This is a genomic window from Chelativorans petroleitrophicus (genome assembly GCF_025398195.1).
Lineage (GTDB): Bacteria > Pseudomonadota > Alphaproteobacteria > Rhizobiales > Rhizobiaceae > Chelativorans > Chelativorans petroleitrophicus.
The window spans coordinates 69,641-90,927 of the sequence record NZ_JAODNV010000016.1; the positions used below are offsets into that span (position 1 = coordinate 69,641).

Annotated in this window: 19 protein-coding genes and 3 pseudogenes; 5 read left to right on the forward strand and 17 right to left on the reverse strand. The window is 60.0% G+C overall.

The window, feature by feature from the left end; genetic code table 11:
- Positions 1–29: 29 nt before the first annotated feature.
- The 9 genes and pseudogenes from NYR54_RS14725 to NYR54_RS14765 all read right to left on the reverse strand — a co-directional run bounded on the left by NYR54_RS14725 (position 30) and on the right by NYR54_RS14765 (position 9,930).
- Positions 30–1,190 carry a DSD1 family PLP-dependent enzyme gene (locus tag NYR54_RS14725; RefSeq protein ID WP_261516458.1) on the reverse strand — a complete coding sequence of 387 codons (1,161 nt, stop codon included), beginning with the start codon at positions 1,188–1,190 and terminating at the stop codon, positions 30–32.
- 31 nt (positions 1,191–1,221) lie between these two features.
- Complete coding sequence (locus NYR54_RS14730) at positions 1,222–2,223, reverse strand: SIS domain-containing protein (protein WP_261516459.1); 1,002 nt, start codon at positions 2,221–2,223, stop codon at positions 1,222–1,224.
- Positions 2,220–3,218 (reverse strand): N-acetylglucosamine kinase, encoded by a 999-nt coding sequence (locus tag NYR54_RS14735; protein ID WP_261516460.1) that lies wholly within the window; start codon positions 3,216–3,218, stop codon positions 2,220–2,222. Before NYR54_RS14735 ends, NYR54_RS14730 begins: the two co-directional genes overlap by 4 nt.
- A complete protein-coding gene (locus tag NYR54_RS14740) occupies positions 3,215–4,327 on the reverse strand; it encodes an ABC transporter ATP-binding protein (protein WP_261516461.1) in 1,113 nt (370 codons plus the stop codon). Before NYR54_RS14740 ends, NYR54_RS14735 begins: the two co-directional genes overlap by 4 nt.
- Before the next feature lie 12 nt (positions 4,328–4,339).
- Positions 4,340–5,194, reverse strand: coding sequence for a carbohydrate ABC transporter permease (locus NYR54_RS14745; protein WP_261516462.1), 855 nt, complete (start codon positions 5,192–5,194; stop codon positions 4,340–4,342).
- On the reverse strand, positions 5,191–6,078 hold the full coding sequence (locus NYR54_RS14750; RefSeq protein WP_261516463.1) for a carbohydrate ABC transporter permease: 888 nt from the start codon (positions 6,076–6,078) through the stop codon (positions 5,191–5,193). Before NYR54_RS14750 ends, NYR54_RS14745 begins: the two co-directional genes overlap by 4 nt.
- A 71-nt stretch (positions 6,079–6,149) precedes the next feature.
- The gene (locus tag NYR54_RS14755; RefSeq protein ID WP_261516464.1) at positions 6,150–7,352 is read right to left on the reverse strand and encodes an ABC transporter substrate-binding protein; all 1,203 of its coding nucleotides are present in this window, start codon (positions 7,350–7,352) and stop codon (positions 6,150–6,152) included.
- Between the two features lie 206 nt (positions 7,353–7,558).
- Entirely contained in the window at positions 7,559–8,734 is a 1,176-nt protein-coding gene (locus tag NYR54_RS14760; RefSeq protein ID WP_261516465.1) for an ROK family transcriptional regulator, read from the reverse strand.
- A 669-nt stretch (positions 8,735–9,403) separates the two neighbouring features.
- Positions 9,404–9,930 (reverse strand): annotated as a pseudogene (locus NYR54_RS14765) (transposase).
- A 157-nt stretch (positions 9,931–10,087) separates the two neighbouring features.
- Between NYR54_RS14765 and NYR54_RS14770 the strand changes: the two are divergent.
- Positions 10,088–10,798, forward strand: coding sequence for a hypothetical protein (locus NYR54_RS14770; protein WP_261516467.1), 711 nt, complete (start codon positions 10,088–10,090; stop codon positions 10,796–10,798).
- Positions 10,799–11,540: 742 nt separating this feature from the next.
- Here NYR54_RS14770 and NYR54_RS14775 read toward each other — a convergent pair.
- Entirely contained in the window at positions 11,541–12,287 is a 747-nt protein-coding gene (locus NYR54_RS14775) for an SDR family oxidoreductase (RefSeq protein WP_261516468.1), read from the reverse strand.
- 41 nt (positions 12,288–12,328) lie between these two features.
- The gene (locus NYR54_RS14780) at positions 12,329–13,456 is read right to left on the reverse strand and encodes an iron-containing alcohol dehydrogenase (RefSeq protein ID WP_261516497.1); all 1,128 of its coding nucleotides are present in this window, start codon (positions 13,454–13,456) and stop codon (positions 12,329–12,331) included.
- Between the two features lie 451 nt (positions 13,457–13,907).
- On the opposite strand from NYR54_RS14780, the gene NYR54_RS14785 reads away from it, so the two are divergent.
- Together NYR54_RS14785 and NYR54_RS14790 are read left to right on the forward strand one after the other, a co-directional pair.
- Complete coding sequence (locus tag NYR54_RS14785) at positions 13,908–14,306, forward strand: NAD(P)-dependent oxidoreductase (RefSeq protein ID WP_261516498.1); 399 nt, start codon at positions 13,908–13,910, stop codon at positions 14,304–14,306.
- Positions 14,307–14,569: 263 nt separating this feature from the next.
- Positions 14,570–15,559, forward strand: a complete 990-nt coding sequence (locus NYR54_RS14790) for a TRAP transporter substrate-binding protein (RefSeq protein WP_261516469.1) — start codon at positions 14,570–14,572, stop codon at positions 15,557–15,559.
- A gap of 135 nt (positions 15,560–15,694) precedes the next feature.
- Here NYR54_RS14790 and NYR54_RS14795 read toward each other — a convergent pair whose 3' ends face one another.
- The 4 genes from NYR54_RS14795 to NYR54_RS14810 form a co-directional block, all read right to left on the reverse strand.
- Positions 15,695–16,198, reverse strand: coding sequence for a hypothetical protein (locus tag NYR54_RS14795; RefSeq protein ID WP_261516470.1), 504 nt, complete (start codon positions 16,196–16,198; stop codon positions 15,695–15,697).
- A gap of 213 nt (positions 16,199–16,411) precedes the next feature.
- Positions 16,412–17,689, reverse strand: coding sequence for a TRAP transporter large permease (locus NYR54_RS14800; RefSeq protein ID WP_261516471.1), 1,278 nt, complete (start codon positions 17,687–17,689; stop codon positions 16,412–16,414).
- On the reverse strand, positions 17,686–18,165 hold the full coding sequence (locus NYR54_RS14805) for a TRAP transporter small permease (RefSeq protein WP_261516472.1): 480 nt from the start codon (positions 18,163–18,165) through the stop codon (positions 17,686–17,688). The genes NYR54_RS14800 and NYR54_RS14805 overlap by 4 nt, the downstream gene beginning before the upstream one ends.
- Before the next feature lie 260 nt (positions 18,166–18,425).
- Positions 18,426–18,716 carry a DUF1330 domain-containing protein gene (locus NYR54_RS14810; protein WP_261516473.1) on the reverse strand — a complete coding sequence of 97 codons (291 nt, stop codon included), beginning with the start codon at positions 18,714–18,716 and terminating at the stop codon, positions 18,426–18,428.
- A gap of 209 nt (positions 18,717–18,925) precedes the next feature.
- On the opposite strand from NYR54_RS14810, the gene NYR54_RS14815 reads away from it, so the two are divergent.
- Positions 18,926–19,735, forward strand: a complete 810-nt coding sequence (locus NYR54_RS14815; protein WP_261516474.1) for an IclR family transcriptional regulator — start codon at positions 18,926–18,928, stop codon at positions 19,733–19,735.
- Between the two features lie 109 nt (positions 19,736–19,844).
- Here NYR54_RS14815 and NYR54_RS14820 read toward each other — a convergent pair.
- Positions 19,845–20,128 (reverse strand): annotated as a pseudogene (locus NYR54_RS14820) (site-specific integrase); the annotation flags it as partial.
- On the opposite strand from NYR54_RS14820, the pseudogene NYR54_RS14825 reads away from it, so the two are divergent.
- A pseudogene (locus NYR54_RS14825) lies at positions 20,128–20,320 on the forward strand (transposase); the annotation flags it as partial. The pseudogenes NYR54_RS14820 and NYR54_RS14825 sit on opposite strands and share 1 nt — an antisense overlap.
- Positions 20,321–20,754: 434 nt before the next feature.
- Here the strand turns inward: NYR54_RS14825 and NYR54_RS14830 are convergent.
- The gene (locus NYR54_RS14830; protein WP_261516475.1) at positions 20,755–21,279 is read right to left on the reverse strand and encodes a MaoC/PaaZ C-terminal domain-containing protein; all 525 of its coding nucleotides are present in this window, start codon (positions 21,277–21,279) and stop codon (positions 20,755–20,757) included.
- Positions 21,280–21,287: the final 8 nt, after the last annotated feature.

Consider the following 21,287-nt stretch of genomic DNA (forward strand, 5'->3'; position numbering starts at 1 on the left):
TGGAAGCGGGTGTGTCGTCGAAAAACTGATCACAATGACTTGCCCCGTGCGGATACGGGCCAGAGCACCTCAACCCTCCCGCCGCGCAGGCCGACATACCAATCGTGCATGTTACAAGTTGGATCGCAATGGCCCGGGACCAGCCGCAAGCGATCACCAATTCTCAGCCTATCTTGCGGGTCTTCTATCACTCCGTGCTCATCGGTCCATTTCACATATCGGAGGTCAGCGCGGCCATAAACCTGCGGCAGGCCCGAATCCGCGGATTGCACCTTCAGTCCAGCATCGCAAATTGCCCGGCCAGGTCGGCGGGACATGACGGAGGTCAGGAGGAACATTGCGTTCTCCCACCCCGCACAATCCAGACGCCGACCTTCTGCGTCGAGGATGCGTCCATAGTCAGCGTCCAAAAAAGCATAGGATCCGCATTGCAGCTCTCCGTAGAGACCGGAAGCGGCTTCCAGAGGGTAGCTACCAGTGCCGCCACCAGTAACCAGGGGAACAGCGACGCCGTTCGCCTCCAGATGATCGGCCACAGCGCGGGTAATTTCCAGCGCTTGGGCAAAGGCCGCTTGCCGCTCGGACCATGTCGGCAGATGCTGGAGCGCCCCCTGGTAGGATTGGAGGCCTTCAAAGCGAAGCCTCGGTACAGCGAGGATAGCACGGGCAATCTCCAAAGCGGCTGGTCCATCCATGACCCCGCAACGCCCTGCCCCGCAGTCGATCTCGACGAGACATCCGAGCGTGGTGTCGTGCCGCTCAACAGCAGCGGCCAATTCACCGACATTGGCGGGATCGTCCACGCAAACCGAGATCTTTGCTCCCCGCCGGGGTAGTTGTGCGAGGCGGTCGATCATGACTGGATCGCGCACCTCGTTGGTTACCAGCACGTCGGTGATTCCGCCGCGCACAAAGACCTCAGCCTCGCTCACCTTTTGGCAACAAAGACCTGTTGCACCGCCGATCGTTGTCTGAAGCCGCGCAATGTCGACCGACTTATGCATTTTGCCGTGAGGGCGCAGACGCAGCCCATGGGCACGGGCGAATTCACCCATGCGCCGCAGATTGCGTTCCAGCGCATCCAGGTCGAGGATGAGACAAGGCGTCAGAACATCCGCCTCGCTCATCCCCGGTAGAGCAGGAACATCGAAGCCGATCTCAAGATCGCCTGACCCTGCGTCGAGCATCATTCTGCTCCTCGTTCGATCTCGACTTAGGAGTTCAGACGGCTTCCGGCACGGGCACCTTGGTGTCCGACATGCGGTAGCGGAACTTGGTGTCAGTCAATCCGGCAGCATCAGAGAGCTCAGCCGCGAATAATTGTGCGGTCAGAATGTCAAGGATGCCTTGCGCGATAAGGTTGTCGGCCTTCGGTACCTTCACCACGGTCAAAAGCTCACCATCCGCCACATCCGCTGTGGTGACAAGCAGTGCGGGGCAGCCGATGCGATCAAGATGTTGCGCCAGTTCGACTTCGCGGCCTGCGCCGAACAAAACAACCCCGGTGGTCCCATCCATGGATTCCATGGGGCCGTGCAGGTAATGGCGGGTGTCATAGGCGGAGGCGGGAATGCGGGCTGCCTCCCGAAGCAACAGCGACGCGCCGTCCGCCGTGCCCAGCGAGGCGCCTGCGCCTACACAGTCAATTGCCCGGCGCGCGGGAAACAGCTTGCCCACCCGCTCCATGCGACTTCCGGCAGTAGCCAACACCTCGCTCACCAGCTTCGGAATGGCAGCGAAGGCGTCAGAAGTGTCGCCCAGCAGCTTCTCGAAGGCCATGCCCATGGCAAGCAGAGTGGCCGTATAGCCTGTGCTGGAGGGCGTGGCGTCCGAGCCATTGTTCAGCCGCAGGTGCAACTCGGCAGCTTTTGCCAGCGGGCTTTGGGGATCGTTGGTAATGGCGAGGCGGCGGGCGCTGGACAGCTTCTCTAGTGCCGCCACGGTCTCCACGCTGCGGCCGCGATGCGACAGCCCAACAAGCGCGTCGCAGAGATTGCGGCCGTCGACCATGTCCACCGCGCGGATGGCGAAGGCGCGGCGGCCTTTGGCCTGAAGTTCGGCCGCTCCTACCACAGCAGCGGCGAAGCTGGCGCCGATCCCGGTCACGCCTATCACCGGCCGGTCGAGGCTGGAAAGGTCGAGGACGGCCAATTCCTCGCGTGCTGCGGCATAGGTATCAGCCAACGCTTCCGGCTGACGGGCAATGGTGGAACGATAGCTCATGGATGTCCTTCCTTCGTTCGCGAACTGGCCCGCAGCGGGACCGCGCCCGCCCCGGACTGTCTTGAATAATTAAGGCTTGCTGCGAGGCGACAGGCGCCCTCGACCGGCTTGCCCGTGAAGAGATGCGGGGTCAGACGGCCAGGGGCGAGTTCGGCTAGGCCTTCGGTGAAGGCCTGCCAGAGCCGCGGCTGGGAGACGATCACGCTGCCGCCTGCGACCGCATGCGTTGCGCCCGCGCCGCGCCGGTCGAGCAGCGCAACCAGTCGGGCAAGACCCCGCCCGCCTTCGCGGATCACCTGGAGAGCCAGGGCCGAACCCTGATCCGCGGCATCGAAGACTGCCACAGCATGACGACCGACCGCAGCGGCCGACCCCTGGCGCGAGAGCGCGCTGCCAAGGCGTGGAACGGATGGGACGGAAAGCGCCTCAAATATCGCCTCTACGAGAGGCTCGCCCCGGTCTCCACCCTCATCGAAATGACGCGCCACGGCCCGCACCGCCTCGCGAACCAGACTGGCGGCGCTGCCCTCATCGCCGACGATCCAGCCCCAGCCACCGGCCACCAGCATTTCACCCGAGGCCGAGCGGCAGACGGCTATCGATCCCGTACCGGCGACCACGCCTATTTGCCCGGAAAGGCCAAGGGCGAGCGGCATCAGCTCGGCGTCATTGACCACCGTGAGAGGTACATCGGTGCGAGCGGCCAGGGCTGACTGAAAAGCCCTGCATTCCTCGGCGTCATCGCATCCATGCGCGCCAACGGCCAGCGCAGCGACAGATGCGCCCCCAGTCAGCCGGGCTACCAATTCCAGAAGCGCGGCGGCATCCGCACCCCAATCACGCCGGCGCCACTCAGCACTTGGCAACACCAGATCGCGGGCCGCCCCTCCGCCGATGGGAATGGCCCGCAAGTGGGTCTTGGTCCCACCGATATCGACACCAACGATAAGCACATCCGACCGAGCATTCGGTCCTGTCGGTTCGGGAAGGTTCATACCTTACGTCCATCCCCGGCGCGCAGGCGCTGACCGTCAGACCCGAAGAGCAAAGCGCGGGACAAATCGGGGCGGACTCGGATGCGTCCTGCGGGCCGGGCAGCACCGCGTCCGGCCCGGACCGTGACGTGGGTACCGTCTGCAAGGTCCATATGGACGAAGCTTTCAGCGCCCAGTTCCTCTACGAGCGTTACCTCACCTTCCAGCACCAGCCCCTCCTCATCCGCCCCGTCGGACAGCAGGTGCAAGTGCTCCGGACGCACACCAATCTCGACCGGACCGGGGGCAGCCGCAAGGCCCGGAAGCGGCAAGGTAGCCGTGCCGAAGCCGCCGATTCCCTCCAGCCGAACCCCCTGGGACTCGGCCGCGGCCAGCCGGGCGGGCAGGAAATTCATTCTGGGCGAGCCAACAAAACCAGCCACAAAGCGATTGTCGGGATCGTCGTAGAGCGCCAGGGGTGCGCCCGCCTGCTGGATACGGCCGCCGTTCATAACGACCATCTTGTCCGCAAGCGTCATCGCCTCGACCTGATCGTGGGTGACGTAAATCATCGTGGTACCAAGGCGGCGGTGCAGTTCCATCAGCTCGGCACGCATCTGCACCCGCAACTCGGCATCGAGGTTGGAAAGTGGCTCGTCGAACAGGAATACCCGCGGCTCGCGCACGATGGCCCGCCCGATGGCGACACGCTGCTTCTGCCCGCCCGAAAGCTGAGCGGGCCGGCGGTCAAGCAGCTTGTCGAGCTGCAGAATCGACGACACCTGCCGTACCCGTTCGGCTATGAAGTCCCTCGGCTTTCGGGCCATGCGCAGCCCAAACGAAACGTTCTGAAAGATGGTCATATGCGGGTAGAGCGCATAGGACTGGAAAACCATAGCCGTACCGCGTTTTGCCGGCTCGATGTCGTTCATCACCTCGCCCTCGATCGTGATAGTGCCCGAGGTGATTTCCTCCAGTCCTGAAATTATCCGCAGGAGCGTCGACTTTCCGCAACCTGATGGACCGACGAAGACGACAAACTCTCCGCGCTCGATGGAGAGGTCAATGTCGTCGAGGATGCACAAGTTGCCGAAGAATTTGGAGAGCGACGAAATTTCGAGAAATGCCATTCTTTGCTCCGCTCAGCCCTTGGTGCCCGACATGGCGATGCCCTCGACGATCTTGCGCTGGAAGATCAGAAAGAAGAGCAGCGGAGGCACCGCGGCCAAAAGGTTGGCGGTCATGACGGTATCGACGGTGTGGTGTGACAGGGGCGAGTTGAACAGTCCAACGACCTGCCCGACCGTATACATTTCGGGACGGGTGCTAATGACGAGCGGCCACATGTAATTGCCCCAAGTCTGCATAAAGGTGAGGATCGCGAGCGTTACCAGCGCGTTACGGCAAAGCGGCAGGGCGACGTGCCAGTAGATCTGCAGATGGTTGGCGCCATCCAGTCGCGCGGCCTCGATCATATCCTTCGGGATTGCGCGCATGAACTGCACCAGCATGAACAGCCCGAACGCTGAAGCGAGGCCGGGTACCACCAGCCCCTGCATGGTATTCAGCCAGCCGAGGCGTGAGGTTAGCAGGTAAGTCGGTATGATGGTTACAGCAGTCGGCACCATCAGCGACAGCATGACGATACCAAACAGCAGGCGGCGGCCGGGAAAATCGAACAGCGAGAATTCGAAGGCCGCAAGAGAGCCGATGAGCAGCACCCCGGCAATCGTCAGGAGAGCGTAGACGACCGAGATGCCGTAGGCACGGAGATATTCGGTTTCCATGAAGATCATGCGAATCTTCTCGATCCCCGCCGACAGCGAGGACGGCCAGAGTCGCGGGTTAAGCGACACCGGCTCTCCCGGCAGGGCGAAGACCACGTTGATCATCCACCAGATCGGGAAGATAGCGATAGCAGCGACAATGAGCGCTAACGCCCATTTGAGCACCGTCCAAACGGTGATGCGACGGAAGACGATGGTAGCGCGGCTCATTTGCGCTCCCTCCACGCCCGCAGCCCAAACATCAGCGCAGTGACGGCGACGATCGTGATCGTCAGCAGGAAACCGTAGGCAGCGGCCTCGCCAAACTTCACCTCACCAAAGCCGCGCCCCATCATATCCATGACAGGGAACAGCAGCGCGTTGCGCCGCCCACCGTAGCTAGTGAACGAAGAGCCGGTGAGAAGCCAAGGCTTATCGAAAACCTGCATCGCCGAGATGAAGCCATAGGTGAAAACGAAGAACAGCACGGGCCCGAGCATGGGAATGGTGATGTGGATGATCTGCTGCCATTTCGAGGCGCCGTCGAGACGAGCCGCCTCATAGAGTTCCCCCGGGATATTCTTCAGCCCGGCCAGTAGGATCACCATGTTGAATCCGGCCGAAACCCAGACGTCCACCGCGATCAACGCGTAGAGCATCGTGTCGGTATCGTTCAGGAAATTGACCGAAGGCACGCCGAACCAGCCGAGAATCATGTTCAGCAGGCCGAAGTTCGGGGCATAGATCCAGCGCCAGATGGTCGCGGCGAGAAAGGCCGGCAGGACCACCGGCAGGAAATAGGCGTTACGGAAGAAGTTGGCCCAGCGCCCTGTGAAACTGTCCACCAGCAGGGCAAGTCCCAACGCCACCAGGATACCAAGGGGTACGGTAATGCTAATATACCAGAGCAGATTGGTCATTGCCGTGGAGAAGTCGCGCGAGGCGAGGATCTTCTGATAATTGGTGAGACCCACGAACTCTGGCGTTTTCACCCCATTCCAGTCGTGAAAACTGTAATAAAGGCCGCTGAGGATCGGGTAGAGGAAGAAAGCCGCGAACAGTACCATAAACGGCGCGATCATCAGGTAGTGCGGCAGGTAACGGCGCAACGTCATGGGTATATCTCGTCTAGGCCGCGGCCAGTGAAACAAGGCCGGCCGCGGCAAAGGCGGTCTGGAACAGCGGATTACTCAGCGAGGCAGCTATTGAGTTCGGCGATCATCTCCTGCGCGCCTTCCTCGGGCGTGTACTCCCCGTCAGCCGTCGCAGAGGCATAGTCGATCACTGTTGAGTTGTAGCAGCTCGGAACCGAGTCGATGAAATAGGGTGCCGCAACCTCCATTGCTCCGCGCGCAGCTTCGACCGAAACCTTGATGAGCGGCAGGTCCGAGACCTCGGGATCAGCCATGGCGGCAGCATTGGCGTTGTAGCGGGACAGCAACTTCGCCCAGCGGACCATCTGCTGCTTCTCGGTGATGTAGGTCGCGAACTCGAAGGCAATGTCCATATTCGGGCCGGGAGCCACACCGACGATCTCATAGCTGCGGATGCCGCCGGTCTTGCCCGGCTCGTCGCCGGGGATCAGCACGAAATCATATTTAAGGCCACTTGTCTTCGCTGCCTCCTCATATGTCGGATTCACCCAAGGTCCAACCGTGTGGAAAGCAAGCTGATTCGAGATGAACAGGTCCTTGGTCGCCTGATCGTTGCGGCTGGTGCCGCTGGTCAGAGGCGCCATATCAACGAACTTCTGCAGGACCTTCGCCATGATCGCAGGATCAATGCGGGTGGTACGGTCGTCCCAGTTGAAGCCCCAGGTCTCGCTGCTGCCGGAAGTGGCGTAAATCTCGGCGATCGAGTTGAAGACCAGCGTCTCGTCCGGAATCGCGTACAATCCGGCGTCCTTCACCTTCTGCATTTGGGCAAACCACTCATCCCAAGTAGCGGGGGGCACTGACGGATCGATGCCAGCCTGCTCCAGCACCGTCAGGTTTCGGAACAGCAGCGATCCGAAGCCGGTGTAGGGAATGCAGTAGAGCTCTTCTGGCCTGGGCATGCAGCTTGCCAGAGCATCCTCGTCGAACTGATCCCGGAACTCCTGCGGCATCGCCATCCACTTCTCGTAGATGTTGGCCAGTGCTCCGACCTCGACGAGCTGGGCGCCGACAGACTGCGCGTTCATAAACACGTCCGGCAAGTTGCCGCTGGCTGCGCCGGCTACCTGACCGGCTGTCAAATCGTCATCGCCCTTGCCGGTGATATTGATCGTCACCCCTGGATGGGCCTCGGTGAATTCCTTGATGAACTCCTGCTGGAGAGCGAGAGCCTCCCCCTGAGCAAAGTCAGAATAAACCCAATATTCCAGCGTCACGTTCTGAGCCTCGGCCATTCCGGCTGTCCCGACGATTAGCGCAGCGGCTCCGGCAATGCCTGCCCGAAGTCTGGTGATCCTCTTCATGGTTCCTCCTGTTGGCTCCGCCCGGTTCGAACGGATGCCGGTCATTCAGCGTTAGGCATCTTAACTAACAAATTGATCGAAGCAACATCCATTGTGGTCTCGTCTTCAGTTTGGCTTTGAAAATTTGCCTTAGAGCTTCAGGCGTCCTCGCCCAGGGCAGCACTCAATGCGCGCTCGATAGCCAAGCGCTCGATCCCGAGCACTGTTGCATCAGCTCCCAAGAGACTGCTCCGAATTTCCGCAGCATAAGAGAGGCGGTTCACTGTCTCGCGCACTCTAGGCAACAGCAGTGGCGAAGCGCCAAACCCACCGCCTAGCACCACCAATCCGGGATCGACGACGCTGACGCACGTAGCAACGATAGCGCCGATGTCCGCGGCATGCCGATCCACATGACGCTGGGCCGCCTGGTTGCCCCTCTCGGCCAGAAAAAGCAATTCGGCTGTGTCGCCAGGCGGCGGCCCAGCATCAACCGGCCAATCCGCGCGGACGCGGACCATGAGTGACTCGGTGCCCAGATAGCGTTCCACCTCACCTGCTTGCGGTTCCATCCCGGGGGCGAGCGGAAAGCTGAGGTGCCCGATCTCGCCCGCAGCGCCGCTGCGGCCGCGTACAAGCTGGCCGCCCAGCATCAGCCCCATGCCGATCTTTAGGCCAATTTGGATATAGGCGAAGGTCTCCTCGCCCTCAGCCGCTCCGTAATACCGCTCGGCCACCGCGGCGCAGTTAACGTTGTTCTCGAGCACCACCGCCACCCCGGATGGGGGACGGAAAGCCGTGAAGACCACATTTTGTCGGCTGGCCTCAGCGTCTCCGCCGGGGCCTACGACGCGGGTAGGCACAGCTATGCCCAATGCACGAAGGGGACCCCACTCAGGTTGTGCCTGCGCCAAGGCAGCAGCCACCTGCCCCGCCACAGCTCGACTGATTTCCTCGTTCATAACAAACTGCCGGACCGGCAGACGATAGACATGGCTGTAGAGGAGCCGCCGGTCCAGTGTTGATACACGCAGGCGGACATGAGTCGAGCCCGCGTCCACCGCAATCACATGTCCCGCACCCGGCCCGATACGATACTGCACGGCCCTGCGCCCCAGCGGACCCTGGACCATACCAATCATCTCAACATAGCCCAGCCGCTCTAATTCGGCGATGGCGGCTGACATGGTGGGACGCGATAGCCCAAGCACTGCACCAATCTGCGGCCGGGTGGAGGGCCCGCTGAACGCCAGCGTGCGGAATACCGCCTTCGCGCTACCGGTCAATGCTGCCGGGGAAGAGGCCACCCCGTTCTGCTCCAATTTCCACTCCAAAATGCCCTCCCGCTGAGGGGTCGTGCATCATACGTGATGTTGCCGACCGGATTCATAAAGGATTAGCAGCGAGGCCCAAGCGCGCCTAGTTGGTGTGAATGCCTGCGGTAGCAAGACTTAGCCGAACGGGATGGTATGTGGCCCGCCCCTCAAGGAATCTCGAGAGCCCTGCTCGACTGTTTGCAGGCCTTCCCTAGTGATCGCCAGCCGCTATACCCGAATCAACGGGGCACGCCGTAGGCCCGAAGCTTGTTGACACTTACCCTCCAACCTCTTTCCTGAAACCCAATGTAATAATTCAATACGCTTCCCTTCTGTAGTCGGGGCTTCGGTGTCAAGCTCGTGATCGATCCCTCACCCCTCTGGAGTCATGCTTCTGTTCGCGGTCGGCAAGGGCGCGCCGCAGGATGGGGGCTGAAGGTGAGACGGACCATGCTAAACGGCGGCTTGCAATTGCGTGTTGAAGCAGCACCAGACACTCGTGCGGCCTTCGCCTCATCCCCGTCCCTGATGGGACTTCGGATCGATTGGGGATGCCCCCTTCGAAGTTCTCGATCAGATCATGCCGGAGCTCCCCAGCGGAACAGGGTATCGTCGCGCCACATCCGGTCCATGACGACTGCCAGTTTGCTCGCGACGGCAATCTTTGCCTTCTTCAGCGTGCTGCGCCTAGCGATCCGCACCCCAGGCCTTGATGGACGTCCATTGGCACGACGACCGGGTCAGCATCATATGCGCCGCGGTGAACAATGCCGTCCGCGTGAACGCATCCCTCGAGCGGCTGATGCGACCTCGCACGTCGGTCTTTCCGGATTGATACTGTCGTGGAGGCCCAGATGAGCGCCGACGTCGCTCGAGCGTCGGAACCGGGCCGGATCATCGATTGCCGTCCTGGAGGCCAGCGCCGTCACCGGCCCCACACCGGGAATGGTCATGAAGCGCCGGCATAGCTCGTCATTGGCCGTTACCTTCAGAAGTGCCCGGTGTAGGATCGTCATCCGCGCCATCATCGCCGCCCGGCCGTCGGGCAAGGCGCCGATACAAAGCGTAAGCCGCGGGTGACCATCGACAAGATCGCGCACGCGAGCGTCGAAACCCCTGGCGCTCACCCGTCCGACCTTCAGCCCGAAGGACCGTAGCAAACCCCTGATCTCGTTCTCATGATCACGCGGAACTCGTTTCTTGTCGGCCTGCATTCAATTCCCCTCCCACCCACTACGGAACTGCCCTCCCCTCCAGTCGGTCACCGCCCAGCCACCCAAAGGTAAACTTGCTTCATCACAAAGCAGCACTCGCGATCACCTCTATCTCGCGCTTCAATGATACTTCTCAGTCGACGTGTGGGAGGGGCAAATGACAGTACCCTCGTTTCTCTGCGAGAAGTTGTTTCCAGCGCTATACGATCCAGCAGCTACTCTGGTATTTGGAAAAAGGCGCCTTAAGAAGACAGACGACACATTCAAGGCGCAAATGCTAGCACACCACATGGTTCGCGAGCTGATGTTCTGGGATCGCTATAGTGCGTATATGTCTTCTATCGACGTAAAGTCCCAAACACTCATCGCTTACACATCAGTTGTTCTGGTTGTCATAAGCCTATTCTATACAGCCGCTTTTCCGCAAGATAGATTTACACAATTATTCTCACTTGGGATGCTGATTGCCCACCTAGCAATTGTCGCATGCCTTCTACGATGCTTGAGCATCACAGGGTACCGCTTCAGCTCCATCGATTTCACTGAGGTTTGCAAGAATTTTGAAGAACTAAGCACTTGGGGACAAAGCACTGAAAGCAACGCACACAAACCGCCGATCTGGGATTTGCGATTTGAGCAAGAAGCGCTCGTGGATACGATACTCGAAAAGCATCGCGCGTTTGCACGTTCCTACGAACCCGAGCGTTCGAAGCGGCGGCACGAACTGGAGCAACTAATTTCCTCAAGACTAGGCGACAAACAAGCTTCAATGCCCAAAAATAGCAACGAAACGTCCTCAAAGGCTCAAGATTTTATACAGATGCTTCATGAAAAATTTGAGGAAATTAGGGAGTCCATCACAATCTGACAGGCTAGCCTGAGGGACAAACTAGGCAGTGGTAGCCACAAGTACGGCGCACCGCTCGCATTCAGGTGGTCTACCTCCTGTGAATGCCCTGGCATGGGGTTAGAGTTTTCGGCGTCATTCCTGGCTGGGATAGGCAAAGCGATGAAGGCATCGCGCTATCAGCGCCACTGGAACACGCCCTGCAGACATCAAACGGACGGCCGCACATCACCTGCCGAAAAGATACACCCAGGCCTAGTGGGCCTGGACCTGTCGAAGGATCTGCTGTCCGTCCGCCTGCTCGGGATGAGCTGAACGGAAGCCCTGCCTAGATCAGCTCGCCGCAGGTGATTGTGATCCAATCTGGCAAGCGATCTGCGGAAGCAGACGATGTTCGGTTCGCTCGCGGCGCCTCCCCCTCCCCCTCGGTGCAATTCCTGGCGAGCAGGTGAATACTTAACTGTTCAGATGCAGCCTCGACGTCCTGATCCAAAGCAGCTTCGCGATAGCTGAGTCAAGGATCTCTGCGATCGTGAGACGAATATGCCGGCTGCTGGGTCGTCTTTGCGGTCGACACCGCGCCGCTGTTGTCGTGGCGCTTCCGTGAAGAACCTGGCCTTTAGCGCATCCCTTGATCCGCAAGACGAGGATGCCCCATCAAAGCCCCGGAGCAATCATCTCTAGCGCGCCTAAGTTATCCAAGGTCGACGGAAAAGAGCCTTGCCAGGTTCGCCCACTGTTGGGGAGGTGAAGCTCCCGAGGATTAGAGCCCCCCGGACACCGTGATCAAGGTGCCAGTCACGAATCCCGAGCCAGGCGATGCAAGCCAGAGTGCCGCGCGCGCGATATCTTCAGGCTCCGCAATCCGGCCCATAGGGGTTATCGCCGCAATTTTCGCCGGGCGCTCGGGGTTGCCACCCTGTGTATGTATCCGCGTATTCGTGGTCCCGACACGTATGGCATTCACTCGAATGCCCTCCGGTGCGAGTTCCTTCCCCGCGCCGATCGAGATGGATTCCACTGCGCCCTTGCTCGCGGCATAGTGTACATATTCATTGGGGCTACCAAGGAAGGCGGCAAGCGAGGACATGTTGATGATCGTTCCGCCTTTGCCACCCTTGCGGGTCGACATGCGTTTCGCAGCTTCCTGGATGCAAAACAGGACGCCGAATACATTCACCCTAAAGGTTCTCTCCAAGGTCGCAGGCTGCAAATCCTCGATTCTGCAGGCATTGCCGATGATCCCTGCATTGTTGATAAGACAGGTCACTCGCCCAAGTGCATCGTCGCACGCGGTGAACAGAGCTTGAATATCCTCGATCTTTCCCATGTCTCCCTGAACCGCGATCGAGCGCGCGCCCTTGGCCTTGCAGTCCTCTACTACTCTGGATGCAGCGGCAGTATCCGAGAGATAATTTACGCAAACATCGTAACCCTCGGCGGCGAACAACCGAGCCGTCGCGGCTCCGATGCCGTGGCTTGCGCCCGTTACGATCACAATTGGCCTCAAGGGACTTACCTCCTCGCTTCCCGTGTAAGGGTGTTCACGGCTCAGAAAACGGACTCAAGGATCGCAGCGTAATCTTCCTTGGTCAGCGGTCGCGGATTGGTGGCATGGCTATGATCTGCGATGGCCCGCTCACACACCCAATCGATGACATGCCGGGACACACCCAATTCTGACAATCTCGACGTGATGCCCGAACGGCGATTCAGGTCGTCCAACGCGTCTGCGAGCGTCGTACTCTCCAGTCCTGCAAGGCGCTCGAGATAAGCAACCTTTTCGGCCGCGGCATCGACTTCCACGTTCCACCGAAGGACGGGCGGCATCAGGATGGCGTTGAGCGTCCCATGGTGAAGCTTCGCCTCCTTGAGGCCGCCCAGGGCATGGCTGAGCGCGTGGACCGCACCAAGCCCCTTCTGAAACGTCATGCCTCCTTCGAGGGCGCCCATCATGAGTTCGGTCCGGGCCTCCACATTGGAGCCATCCGCGTAGGCGACAGGCAAAGCCTTCCAGATGCGTTTGAAACCGTCGACAGCAATGGCATCGGCAGGCGGATTGTAGCGGGGAGAAAGATACGTTTCGATACAGTGGGACAGAGCGTCGATCCCGGTCGCAGCGGTCAGGTACGGAGGAAGACCCATCGTCAGCTCGGGATCGCAGATCGCCCTGCGCGGGATCAGATAGGGGCTGATGAACCCCAACTTACGGCCATCATCGAGCGTGATCAATGCTGCGCGCCCGACTTCGGACCCCGTGCCGGCCGTTGTCGGCACGGCTACGAGCGGTGCCACCGCGCTTGTGATGCGTGCCACGCCACCCAGAATTGCCGCATAGCGCTCGAGCTCGCCATCGTGCGTGGCCAGCAGCGCGACCCCCTTGGCCAAGTCGATCGGAGAGCCCCCGCCAATCGCTACTACCCCGTCGCAGCCGCTTTGCCTGTATAGCTCCAGGCCAGCAGCAACTGCGCTCTCGGTTGGATTGGAGGGAACATCAAGGAAAGTCGGCGCGGTCTTCAGAAACTCGAAAGCAGAACGCTCGAGCAGGCCAGCGGCTTTGACTCCATGGTCACTGATTACCAAGGGGTTCGATACCCCTAGTTCCTGCAAAGTATCCGCCAGTAAATCAGCCGCCCCTAACCCAAAACTGACATTTGTAAGATAACTGATAGTATTCACGCTGCCATTGGTCACGCTGCCACTCTCCTCGACATTCCCACCTTATGCACCGCCGCAGGCACCGCTAGACGCCTCGCGCCGTATCGAGGAGCCGTGCTGGGCGCGGCGCTCTCAGCATAAGGTCCACAATGTGGACATTATGCCCAAGCATCGGCTGGAACCGCACATTTGTCAAGCGCCGCCGGTCGCTTGCTGTTCAGGCACGGCGCTTGACACACAGCGCAAAAGCATTTAGCCCTATGTGGGCAAAGTGCCTATATTATGGACACTTTGCCGCCAGCCCGCTGGCAGTCCAATTTACCGGAGGATCTGGCCGGCCACCAGCCGGCGCAAGTTGGTGTCGTCAGCGTATTCACTGATCCGCTCGTGGAAATTCGCGCCGGCAGTGCTTCCGCCCCAGACCGCAGGAAGACCGTTTGTCCAATTCCGCCCCGACCGTGTTGATACAAGGCTGGATGCACGATCATGCCAGCTGCCCGAACTCGCGCATGCAGTCGACGTGTTGATTGCCATCGTGCCAGGCAACCCTTCGACCGCAAAGACCGTGAATGCTGACGTGCTGTCCGCCCTCGGACCTGAGGGCGTATTCATCAATGTCGGCCGCGGAACCGTGGTGGACGAGGGTGCATTGATCGAAGCCCTGCGCACGGGGACCATCGCGGCTGCCGGTCTCGACGTCATCGCGGACGAACCTAACGTCCCGAATGACATGCTCGCGCTGGATAATCTTACGATTCTGCCGCACATCGGATCCGCGTCCGTTGCTATCCGCACCGCGATGGCAGATCTCCTCGCGCGGAATTTGATCGCCTGGTTTCAGAGCGGAACGGCGATTACGCCTGTGCCCTAGCCGGGCCCGCAGCCTTCAAGCGGTGGTCCCTGGATGGTTAGCCAGACGTGCGGCATTCATCACAGGCTCTCGAGCGTTGATGAAGAAGCGTTGACAATCGGCGAGTAGTCTGCCCATCATATATTGTTGGACAAAGCGCCCATATTATGGGCAGCGTCTCTCAGTACCAAGTTGGGGGCGCAATTTGTACTGCCGGGCTTGTGCGCGTTTTTGCGGACAGTCTGTACATCCTGGTTCCTTGAACCTTCTTGGGAGGAAACTTTATGAAACGCTTGCTTCTGACGGCGGCCTTTATCGCGGGCTTCTTGGCGGCTCCGGCGATGGCCCAGAATGCCCGCTTGGGCTACGTGCCCACGGAGGATCATCCTGTGGGGGAGGCTTCGCGCTTTTTCGCGGAGCGGGTGAAGGAAAAGACCGGCGGTCGCATTACGATCGAGACCTTCGGCAACGGAGTGCTGGGTAGCGAACCCGACATGCAGGCGTCGGTCCAGGCCGGCTTCATCGACATCATGGTTGGCCCGACGCCCAACCTCGTCGGCGTCGTTCCGGAGTTCATGATCTTCGACCTGCCTTTCTTCTACAAGGACTTCGCGGCGGTGGACGCCGTCATGGACGGCGAGGTTGGCGAGAAGCTGTTCTCGCTCCTGCAGGAAAAGACGGGCATCGTCGGCCTCGCATGGTGGGACAACGGGTTCCGTCACATGACCAATGCCATCCGTCCTGTGAACACGGTTGAGGATATGGCTGGGCTCAACATTCGAGTCATCCCCAACCCGCTGTACATCGCGACCTGGACAGCCCTGGGAACCAACCCGACACCGCTTCCGTGGCCCGAGCTTTACAGCGCCCTCGAGAATCACTCAGTGGACGGTCAGGAAACGCCGTACGCCCTGATCTACACCGCCAGGTTCTATGAGGTGCAGAAGTACCTGGCCAAGACGGGCCACGTCTATACGCCGTTCGTCCTGCTCGCGAGCCAGAAATGGTTCAGCAGCCTCTCGGACGAAGACAAGGCACTCGTTATGGAAGCCGCGAAGGAATCCGCAGCCTTCCAGAGGGAGATTTCCCGAAAGGCGTCCGTGGATCTGGAGCACGAGCTGATCGCGAAGGGCTTCGAGATCACCCAGCCTACGCCGGAAGCCATGGCGGTCATGCGCGAGCGCGTCGCACCTGTCGTACAGGAATACAGCGAGAAGATCGGCGTGGATTTGGTCGAGCAGGCACGAGCGGCCATGGCCGCGGTCGACGGTTAGTAAGGAAATTTCTATGGCGGCGGTGCGGCGGTCCCGCATCGCCGCTTCTCTACATTCGGATCGCGATCACGACACGATATGCGGTGCGATTCCGAGGAGCTGCTCAAGCAGCAACGCGATGTGGTGAGCAGGGGTCTAGATGTCCTCGAATATGATCGGCGCTCCCAGGCGCAATGTTCGATAGACGGTGGAACCACCGGTACCATAAAGGCTATAGGTGAGCGGTGCTCTTGCGTAAGCTCTGATGGTTGCCTCCATCGCCTCGCGATACTCTCCCAGCCTGTAATGGGCGGCGGCGAGGCCGGCCATAGGTTCCCACAGATCGGGCGCCAGACAGGCTGCGGTCTGGAAAGCGCTTTTCGCAAGCTGAATGTCGGCCTGAGTGCGGTTGGCGCGGCACAGAAGCCGCAGCGCCGCGTCCATATGGGCACGGGCGTTGAGCGGTTCACGCCGCACCTCCTCAAAGCCTTCGGCAACGGAAGCCACGCTCACGTGTTCAAGAGCCTGGCCGAGATCGGCGCGGACGCAGCCACCGGCAAGTCCCCCAAGCGTCAGCAACAGAATCAGCCGCGCTACGCCCGTTCCCCGACCTTGCCTCAACGTCATTCCGTACCGCTCCAGCCAGACCCAGACCGTCAACTAGCCTGCTGGCTGACCGGCACCATCCCATATTTAAGGGGGGCGGCAAGAACGAATAGCAACTGTGTTTATTCGTTAGCCGGCTTGCCGCGATGATGTCCCAGCTTTGCGGATCGCATTTGCAAGAGTGACAAGGTCCCTAGAGGATCCACACCCGAGCTCCCTGCCGACTTCGTGGCGGCCTATAGCTTCGGCCGCCTCTCGCTTTAGATTTCAATGCAGGAAGGAAGCTGGCACCGTTACCAGTTGCGGGAAGAGAACCAGCAGCACGATGAGGATCATCTCGGCGAAAAGGAAAGGCCAGACACCTTTGAGAGCGGTCCCCATCGTGATTCCGCTGATCCCGCACACCGTGCTGAGCACGGTTCCGACAGGCGGCGTGATCATGCCAACTGCGGCAGTCATGATGAATATGACACCGAAATAGACCGGGTCGATGCCGGCGGCATTTACGAGCGGCATGAGGATGGGCACCAGAATGGTGATCGAGGGCGCAAAATCGAGCAACATGCCGATGACAAAGACCGTCAGAACGATCATCGCCATCAGGAGGGTCGGCATCTCGATGAATGGCCTGAGAAGGGTGACAAGCTGACCCGGAAGATTGGAAATCGCCATCATGAATGCGGTGACCATCGAGGCAGCAACCAGCAGCATGATCACAGCCGTCATGCGACCGGCGGCAAGCAGCGCTTCGTAGAGAAGCCGCGGCGTCAGCTCCCGATAGACGACCAGACCGACAAACAGTGCATAGGCGGCAGCTATGACGCCCGCTTCTGTAGGGGTGAAGACGCCAAATCGAAGGCCGACCAGGATAATCACGGGCAGCATCAACGCCCAACCGGCGGTAAGGATCGCTTTTGGGATATCCCTGCGCGGTAGCTTAGGTCGTACCGTCGCCGTTTCACTCCTGGAGATCAGCCACCATACGACCGTGAGACTCAGCCCCATCAGCAGGCCCGGCACGATTCCGGCCAGGAACAGGCCGATGATGGATACGTTCGCGGTGACACCCAGGATCACGAATCCGACAGAGGGCGGGATAACGGGAGCAATTATGCCCGTCGAAGCCATCAAGCCCGCGGCTCGATCCATATTGTAGCCCGCATCCCGCATAAGGGGGATCAGCATCACCGCGAGCGTCGCCGTATCGGCGATTGCGGACCCCGACAGGCTGGCCATCAGGACACCTGTGCCAATGACCACGTAACCGAGGCCGCCACGCAGATGGCCGACGAGTGCCAGCGCCACATTCACGATACGGCGGGAAAGGCCGCCGGCGTTCATGAGTTCGCCAGCGATGAGAAAGAACGGGATCGCCATCAGCGGATAGCTGTCTGCGCCGTTAACGAGGCGTTGTGCGAGGATCTGCGCATCCAGATTTCCCATCAGCAGCATCAGAGCGACCGCCGAGAGCATAAGGGCGAAGCTGATGGGAATGCCGATGCCAATCGCACCAACGAGGGAGCCAAGAAATACAAGGCCACTCACTGCATTTTCTCCGAAGATAGCGCGGGGAGCACGGTCTCGTGCGGCTCAGTGGCATTCCTTCCCGCCCAAGTGCCGGGAAGGGTACCGCGCAGTGAGTGCCATAGCCCGACAATAAGACACAGCGCCATCGTGATGGCGGCGACGAATCCCGCAGCATAGGTGAGGCCGACCGGAAGTCCCGACAGCGCAGCGCGGTTGTTCCATTCTATGACGGTTAGCGACCAGCTTCCCTTTGCCAGGAGCCAGCAACACCAGAGCATCAAGCCGTATGAAACGAGAAAGCACGCGAAGCGCGCTCTTCGAGGCAACAGGGTGACCAGCGTGTCGACGCTCAGATGCGCGCCCCTCGCCAAGGCCACGACGGCTCCCAGAAAGATGATCCACACGAAGAGCACGCGAGAGACTTCTACGGAAAACGCAATTCCCGAGTCGAATCCATACCGCAGCACAACATTCGCGAAGACCAGAAGGCTCATGACGGCCATGCCGACGGCTACCAGGACGTCAAAAACCTTGAAAAGCCACTGCAACGGTGAGGGCATAGCTGCTCCCAGAAAGTTTTGCACTCATGCGACGGCCTCGCTTTGCTCCGCACTCCACCGGCATGCAGATCGGGCAAGAAGCGCCCTGTGGCGTGTGGGGCACTTGTGCTGCCGCTCCGGTCGGACTGAACCAAGGGCAAAAGCGACGCTCCCTCCGACTACAATGAGATGAGGTTTCGGCGGAGCTTCCGGCGTCAGACGCCTTCGACGATGGTCAAATGTGCCTTGGAATACTTCACGCGGGTCTGGACCGCTTTCTGATACTCAGGAGAGTTGTAGCAAGCGAGGGCGGTTTCGTAGTCCTTGAACTCGATTACAGCCACGCGATTCGCATCCGGTCCTTCCATGACCTGATGTCTTCCGGCGCGAACGACAAAGGTTGCGCCGTATTTGTCAAACGCAGCCTTGTTCAGGGCAATGTATTCCTTGTAGCCCTCCTGGTCTGCAATATCGACCATTGCAACCCAGTACCCTTTTTTGGCCATTACTTTCTCCTCCCAACAGCAATCCCTCGCCCTCGCGCGAAGTTTGGACCGCCCGATGCATTACGGTCGGTGCGCGTGAGCTTGCCGTTGATCCTCTTCGATCATACGACTAAACCGAAACCCGGACTCGCTGACTACAATATGGACAGCTTGTCCACAAACGTGTAGTGCCCGCCTGTTCCGTTGTCAAGCTTGCGAGGAGTTGTGCCATGAGCTTGAACGATCTCCAGGACGAACCCAATGTGAGGGCTCCCAATCCCGTGCAGGGAGCGGCTTCGTTCTCGAAGTTCATGACGGTTCTGCAGATCATCGCGGATGCCCCCGGCACGTTGGATATTGCCCAGCTTACGAAGCGCGCGCGGTTCCCTCGCGGGACGGTCTACCGGCTCGTTTCTGCGCTTATCGCCGAGGGTCTCATCACGCAGTCCGGGGAGAACGGAACATTTCGCCTGGGACCACGCCTTCTCCAGCTGGCTGCCAAGACCTGGGAAGACTCGGACCTGCGAACGATTGCCAGGGAATTTCTGGTAGCGCTCCGTGACGCAACGGACGAGGCCGTGCATCTTGCGGTGCCCAGCAACAATCTGATGGTCTACATAGACAAGCTGGTCGGCTCCAGTACTGTCCAGATGAAGACGAGCATTGGCGGCCAGGTCGAGCTTCACTCTACATCCGTGGGCAAGGCATGGCTGTCGGGCCTGCCGGAAGACCGCCTCATGGAAGTCCTCAAGGAGTTGGAACTGAGGCGCCATACCCCGAACACGATAACGACGACCGAGGCGCTCCTCGAGGAACTGAAGCGGACGCGCGAGCAGGGATTTGCGTTCGATGACGAGGAAAACGAGCCGGACATCCGTTGTCTCGGCAGTCCGATCTTCAATCGTCAAGGCGAACCGGTTGGAGCGATAAGCGTCAGCATGCCCGTGTACCGGCACGATGCACGACGCCACGAACTTTGCGCCAGGCTAGTGCGTCAAACGGCGCAACGGATCACAGCCGAATTATCCAGGATTCTCTAAGCGCTGCATTTAGCACTGCCTGACAAGTCGCTTTCCACCAGAAGAGCGACGTGCAGGTCTCGCCAAGTGCTTCGTCGGCTCGGCATTCCTACGATGGCGGACGCAGATGCAGCGAGAGGCCGGTCACCCACTCGTCGACTAGCCGCGCGTATTGCCTCGAGCTCATGGGGTGAGAATGGTCGATCCGGCTCGGGAAGACATAGTCCTCCACTGACCCGCCACCCCGTTCGAGCCAGACGAGAAGGCTGGCCGAACATCGCTCGTGATTTCGAACTGAACGGGCCGCCTCGTCTTTTGCTGAACGACGATTGCGCGAGTCCTGATCTCTGGCCCAACGACCACATCGCGAATCCTGATTTTGACCAGGTCGCAGCCACGAAGCTTGCTGTCAATTGCTCGAGCGCTTCAACGAAAAGATCCGCCGCAGGACCTATGTCATGCGCATCTTCCCTAACGCGGCAAGCTGTTTGCGCCTGGTCCGCGCCTCGCTGTCGAAACCCACGAGAACTGGCTCGAAGCCAACCGCTACATCAACATGGACGATTTCAAGGGCATAAAAAGAACATGCTTAGAGCCGCCGCATGACCAGAACCATGGCCGGCCCCTTTCGCAAAACTGCAAAGTCCTGCCTCAGGAATGAGACCGGGGCACTGCTATCAATATCCGGTATAAGGCCGCAAGTCCGTATGTGGCGTATGTGCTCCCGATCGGCTTTTTGCGCAAGCCCACGGGCATAACGCGGCGTAGCCTCCGCCTGAACCCCCGCTCTCATAAGGCACAGCGGCGAGCTCGCCGCCGTTGCCGACAAACCATGACATTTAATCGGTTGGAACTTCCGGGCAGAGTTTCATTGCAAGGGCGGAAACCGTGCCCTTGCGTATGCGGGCGGCGTTCCCGGCGTTCTTCGCCTCGCTTATGTAGCGACAGGGTTTAACCGGCTTCCGGCGCAGCATCTCTTGTGTAGCTACAGGAAACCGCCGGGTTCTGCCGCCCGGTTGGCGGGGGATACTGCGTTCCCGTCACACATAACCCGCAGCCTTGTGCGGTCCCTGTGCTGTGCGATAGACGAGCAGCTTGCGCTCGTACCGGCACACTTCATGGCCGCCGCGGACAAGGCCTCGTGTGGCGATGTGCAGTATACCCTGGTCGGGCCGCGATTTGGACACGCGCTTGTCGAGGATTCTGGATTCCGCGAACACCATGTCGCCGTCGCGGACCGGGTTCGCGAAAACTACGTTCTCCCAGGCGAGATTGGCCACCACACGGCCAAAGGCCCGCGTAGTCGTCGCCGCAAAGGCGGCCACGATCCATGTCTGCGAGATCTCTGCCTGACCCCCGCCGGCCTGAGCCGCGACGGCGGGATCCATAAGGACGGGGGCGTGATCGCCCGCAATGGCCGCGCGATAGCGGGCCTCGTCCCAGGAGAACAGGAAACCGGGCCTATGTTCAATCACCAACCCCGGCTCAAGGTCGTCGAACTCAAGCCCCAGGGTCTCCACGAACTCACTATTGCCGATGGCGATATGCGAAAGGTGTGTGATCATCGCAGTTT